We start from the raw sequence: 5,520 nt of genomic DNA on the forward strand, positions 1-5,520 counted from the left end.
TCCGGCAGGTTGAACTGGCTGCGGGCCGCGGTGCTCGGCGCCAACGACGGGGTGGTCTCTGTCGCCGGCATCGTGGTCGGCGTCGCCGGAGCCACCGCCGCACGCGGCCCGATCTTCACCGCCGGACTGGCGGGTCTGGTGGCCGGCGCGGTGTCGATGGCGCTGGGCGAGTACGTTTCGGTGTCCAGTCAGCGCGACAGTGAACAGGCCCTGTTGCACAAGGAACGTCACGAACTGCGCGACACGCCCGAGGCGGAATTGGCTGAGCTCACCGCCATCTACCAGGCCAAGGGTCTTTCGCCGACGACCGCCGTGACGGTGGCGAAGGAACTGACCGCCCATGACGCGTTCGCCGCGCACGCTGAAGCCGAGTTGCAGATCAATCCGGAGGAACTGACCAACCCGTGGCACGCCGCGGCGGCCTCGGCCGGTTCCTTCATCGGCGGAGCGTTGCTTCCGCTTGCGGCGATTCTCCTGCCCCCGGCGGCCTGGCGGGTGCCCGTGACGTTTGTCGCGGTGTTGGTCGCGTTGGCTGTCGCGGGTGCCCTGAGTGCCCGGATCGGCGGCAGCAGCGTGCGCCGCGCGGTGCTGCGCGTGACCATAGGCGGTGCCGCGGGTCTGGCGTTCACCTACGGGGTCGGCCACCTCTTCGGGACCGCAGTCACCTGAGCCGTACGGCTTTTGGTCACCGCCAGAAGAGGACCTTTGGCAGGCGCGCCGGGGGGTCCTCATTCAATAGTCTGAGGTCATGACGCACCAGAGCGAGGACCACGTCGGCGCCACCATCCTGTCCGCACACGAATGCTGGCAGCTGCTGGCGAGTATGACGTTGGGCCGGTTGGTGACTGCCGTCGACGGGCGCCCTGAGATCTTTCCGGTGAACTACGTCGTACAGCGCAAGACCATCCTGTTCCGGACCGCCGGCGGGACCAAACTGGTCAGCACCGCGATCAACAACAACGTCGTGTTCGAGGTGGACGACCACAACATCGCCGAGGGCTGGAGCGTGATCGTCAAGGGCACCGCGCGTTCTGTGCGCAGCGACGACGACATCGCCGAGGCCGAGCGCGCGCACCTGCTGCCCTGGACGGATTCAGAGAAATCGCACTATGTCCGGGTGATTCCGGAATCGGTGACCGGCCGGCGCTTCCACTTCAGCCCACGGGCACGTCAGCACATCGCGACGACTTCCTGAACCCGATAACCCGCCGCCTCAGTCGCCGGTGCGGGTAAGGGTCACCTGGACGTCGGTACTGGGGCAACCGCCCGTGAGGTCTTCGTGGCCATTTCCGCTCAGCGTCGTGATCGGGTCTTGTGGCGGCTGCGGAAGGGCAAAGGGCACAACGATTCTCACATGCGTGGCGCGGCCCCGCCCACAAGTGCCGTCGAATTCCCGGTCATAGTTCCAGGTTCCGTCGGCGTAAATCAACACCATGGCGGTGGCCGGCGCTGTATGCAGCAGGGTCACGCACCGATCACCGGCGCGCAGGCAGTCGGTCCGGGCAGCAAGATCGTTCTGATCTTTGAATCCATTCGGCTGGATCGAGAATTGGTGGTACTGGCCGTGCAGGGCCGCCGCCGGTGACGTCTTCCGCGGGGGCAATGCGGCCGGATCCGGCAGGCTGTTCACGTCGGCGTCTCCGGTGCGGGTGAAAGTTACCGTCCGCTTGTTCGCGCAACCCTTGGCCATGGTCTGAGTCGCTTCACCGGCCAGCGTGCCATCCGGCCGGGCCCGCAGCGTGAACGTCTCCCACACTTCACCTACGGCGTCACCGCAGTTGGTCGAGCCGACGCTGACTGCCACCCACGTCCCATCCACCTGGTCGAACACGATCTCCGGCACCTGCATGGTTTCACCGCCGTACCGTGACGCGGTTGCCACGCATCCGGCGGTACCGCATACCGATCGCACCGACCATGTTTCGCTGGTCGGCGGCACCGGCTTCTCAGCACGCTGGCCGTCCACGCCGGTCACCACGCCGTACTCCACCTGAAACGACCCGGTGAACGGCCCCGTATTGGGTGTGGGAGTGGTGGTGGTAGGCAGGGCAACCGGAGTCTTGGCGGCCGCGCCCGAGCGGTAGTGGGAAATCAATTTTTCTCCCGCGATGATGCCGCCGCCGATAAGCAGTGCGATGCAGAACAGGGCGGCGACGAGCACCCGGGTGCGTCGGGCGCGCCCGTCGGTGACTCGTGGCAGAGCCGGCAGCGTCGCGCTGAGCGAGGGGTGCGTCGGGTACTGCAGGACCGAGCCTTCCGGGATCTCGCCTGCATAGGCGAACGCCGGGGCCGGTTGCCCGGCCAGATGGTCGGCGAATTCCCGGCAAGTGCCGAATCGGTGGGCCGGTTCCTTCGCCATCGCGGTGGCGAAAACCCAGTCCAGCCCGGCCAACTCGGGACGCAGCGCCCCGATCGAGGGCGGTGGCGCGCCTACATGCCGACCGATCACCACCGCGGAATTGGCGTCGTCGAAGGGTGGTGCGCCGGTCAGCAGATGAAACGCGGTGCAGGCCAGCGCGTACTGATCGGCGCGCGCATCGACCGGGTCACCGCGAAGCTGCTCGGGGGCGGAGTAGTTCACCGTCCCTACTGTCATGTTCGTGGAGGTGAGTCCGCCCACGTCGTCGATGCGCCGCGCGATGCCGAAGTCGGCGAGCAAAACGTCTCGCTGTTGGGGGCCGTCATCCTTGAGCAGGATGTTGGCAGGTTTGACGTCCCGGTGCAGCAGCCCCCGCTGGTGGGCGTGGTCCAGCGCCGACGCGACCGCGCCGATGATTTTCACCACCTCGTCCAACGGCATTCCGCCGGAGAATCTTTCGCGCAGCAGGCGGGCCGCGTCCGTCCCGGGCACGTAGTCCATCGAGAGCCAGAACTGACCGTCGTGCTCACCGCGATCGTGGACCTGGACGATGTGCGGGTGCGAGAGATTCGCGGCCAACTCGGCTTCGCGCTCGAAGCGCGCGCGGTACACCGGGTCGGCGCTCCACTGCGCCGGCAGCACTTTCAGGGCATTCTCGCGCGGCAGTCGCGGGTGCGCCGCCAGGTATACGGTGCCCATTCCCCCGGCGCCGAGCACCCGGATGATCCGGAATCCGGCGAACAGCTGTCCGGTCGTCAGCGTCAGCGGATGAGTGGTGTCCACGGTGTCTTTCCTTCTGCGTTGCGGTCAACCCTGCCGGGGCCGCCCGATGGGCCGGCATACATACCCTGCCCCGCAACGCTTGCCGCATCTTGTCGCAATTCTTGCGAAATTCTTGCGGCGCAACCGCCTCAACGAGTGGTTGGGAGTTCCTCGCTCAGCCCGACCCGCTCGTGCAAGCGGGCCATGGGCTTCGGTGCCCACCAGTTGAACCGGCCCATCACATGCATGAACGCCGGCACCAGCAACATGCGGACCAGAGTGGCGTCGGCGACCACCGCCACGGTCAAGCCGAATCCGAACAGCCGCATGAAGGACACCTGCGCGGCCATCAGGGCGGAAAAAGAGATCGTCATGATCAGCGCTGCGGCGGTGATCACCCGCGCTGTGTGCGCCAGCCCGAGCGCGACGCTCTCGTCGTTGGCGCCCGGCCCCTGTTCCGATGCCAGCCAGTACTCCCGGATCCGCGATATCAGGAACACTTCGTAGTCCATGGACAGGCCAAAAGCGATGCAGAACAACAGAACTGGCAACTCGACACCCAGGGTGCCGGTGGCCGCCGTGCCCAGCCCGCCCAGATGGCCCTCCTGGAATACCCACACCAGGGCACCGAACGCGGCGGTCAGCGACAGCGTGTTCATCAACAGTGCTTTGACGGGCAACACCGCGCTTCCGGTCAACAGGAATACCAGCACCAGGGTGATCGCGGCGATCAACGCCAGCACCACCGGCAGCCGGGATGCGATGGCGTGCACACTGTCCCGATTACTCTGTGCCACACCGGTGAGCCAGGCGGGTCTGCCCTTCGGAGTAGGGACGGCGTGCAGCCGGTCCAGCTGGGTGGTTGAGGCGATGGTGTACAGCGGCGCGGCGGTGCCGACGGTCAGAAAGGCGCTGCCGTCCCTGATCCCGTAGGGGGCCGAGGGTGGACCGAACCGTCTGCCGTCGACGAACGTGCCGCCCAGCCAGGCGACCCACTCCACCTCGGGCACCTGCGACAGCGCGGCGGCATACGAATCGAGTTCGGCTGCACTGAGATTGGCAGCGTCCGGCAACACGACGGTGATGTCGGGCACTCCCCGGTTCGGGAAGTCGTTGCGCAACAAGTCTCCCACCTGGCGGGCCGAGGCTGAGGTGGGCAGGATCCGGTCGTCCGCGAAGCCCCACCGCGCACGGTGAAACGGTGAGCCGAGCAGCAACAGCACAGCGACGACAGCGAGGCCGATGGGCAGCGCGTGGCGCATCACCGATTTGGCCCAGTCATACCAGGTTCGCTGCTGCCGGGATCGGCTTCGGCCGGCGCTGCCCCAGAAGATTCGGCGCAGCAACGGGCGCACATCCCCGGAATCCAGACGGCGATCCAGCAGCACGATCGCCGCCGGCGTCACGATGATCGCTGCCGCCGCGGCAAACGCCACCACCGCAGATCCGGCATAGGCGAAGGATTTCAGGAAGTACGGCGGGAAGAGCACCATCGTCGACATGGACAACGCCACCGTCATCGCCGAGAACAGCACGGTGCGCCCGGCGGTGGCCATGGTGCGGACCAGCGCATCGTTCCGGGTCTGGCCCGCCGCCAGCTCATCCCGAAACCGGTTGAGGATCAGCAGCGTGTAGTCCACCGCCAGCGCCATGCCCATCGCGACCGAAAGGTTCAAGGCGAAAATCGACACGTTGGTGAACAGTGCGATGGTGCGCAGGCAGGCGAGTGAGCCCAGGATCGCGAAGACACCGACCGCCACCGGCAGCGCCGCGGCGACCAGTCCGCCGAACACCCAGACCAGCACGACAAAGCTCAGCGGCAGCGCGACGGATTCCATCAGAAAAAGGTCTTTTTGGGTCTGGGCGTTCACCTGCCAGGAGACGGCGGCGTCGCCGCCGGCCCGCACCGTGACCCCGTCGCGGTCATGGACGAGTTCGTCGGACAGTCGCATGGCGTTCTGCTGTGCTCTGTTCTCACCGCCGCCGATGGCGGCCACGATCAGGCCCGTCTTGGCGTCCTTGCTGAAGAATGCCGGCGCCGCTTCCGGTGGTGCGGTCCAGCCCGACTGCACTTCGCGCACATCCGGCGAGTTCTTCAGCCGCCGAACGAGATCGGTGCCGACCGCCTTGGCCCGAGCCGAGTTCGCGCCGTCCGGAGAGGTCACGGCGATCACCAGGGTCGTGTCACCCTGGTCGAATTTGCGGGACAGCAGCTCGGTGGCTTTGGATGATTCCGCGCCGGGGTCGAGCCCGCCCCCGCCCGAAAGTTGCCTGACCACTGGGACACCGAAGATCGCGGCGCCGACCAGCACCAGCAGGGCCACAGAGATGACCCGTCGCGGGAACGCGATGGCCAGCAGACTGATCCGGTACAGCACGGTGATCTCTCCCCTGGCTCT

General features: G+C 66.8%; 4 protein-coding genes. 2 read left to right on the forward strand and 2 right to left on the reverse strand.

All coding sequences use genetic code 11. From position 1 onward, the window contains the following. Positions 1-9: 9 nt before the first annotated feature. The gene (locus ACNQS7_RS04110; protein ID WP_418011542.1) at positions 10-669 is read left to right on the forward strand and encodes a VIT1/CCC1 transporter family protein; all 660 of its coding nucleotides are present in this window, start codon (positions 10-12) and stop codon (positions 667-669) included. A gap of 79 nt (positions 670-748) precedes the next feature. Further along, on the forward strand, positions 749-1,195 hold the full coding sequence (locus ACNQS7_RS04115) for a pyridoxamine 5'-phosphate oxidase family protein (protein ID WP_418011543.1): 447 nt from the start codon (positions 749-751) through the stop codon (positions 1,193-1,195). A gap of 18 nt (positions 1,196-1,213) precedes the next feature. Here the strand turns inward: ACNQS7_RS04115 and ACNQS7_RS04120 are convergent, their stop codons facing one another. Together ACNQS7_RS04120 and ACNQS7_RS04125 are read right to left on the reverse strand one after the other, a co-directional pair. Continuing rightward, positions 1,214-3,142, reverse strand: coding sequence for a serine/threonine-protein kinase (locus ACNQS7_RS04120; RefSeq protein ID WP_418011544.1), 1,929 nt, complete (start codon positions 3,140-3,142; stop codon positions 1,214-1,216). 128 nt (positions 3,143-3,270) lie between these two features. Continuing rightward, the gene (locus tag ACNQS7_RS04125) at positions 3,271-5,499 is read right to left on the reverse strand and encodes an MMPL family transporter (RefSeq protein ID WP_418011545.1); all 2,229 of its coding nucleotides are present in this window, start codon (positions 5,497-5,499) and stop codon (positions 3,271-3,273) included. Positions 5,500-5,520 lie beyond the last annotated feature (21 nt).

Origin of the sequence: Mycobacterium sp. 23 (assembly GCF_048287075.1) — a bacterium.
In the GTDB taxonomy this organism is placed as follows: domain Bacteria; phylum Actinomycetota; class Actinomycetes; order Mycobacteriales; family Mycobacteriaceae; genus Mycobacterium; species Mycobacterium gordonae_B.

Bases quoted from the DNA above. Each gene is read 5' to 3' on its own strand.
- ACNQS7_RS04115 (WP_418011543.1), top strand. From the start codon at position 749: ATGACGCACCAGAGCGAGGACCACGTCGGCGCCACCATCCTGTCCGCA.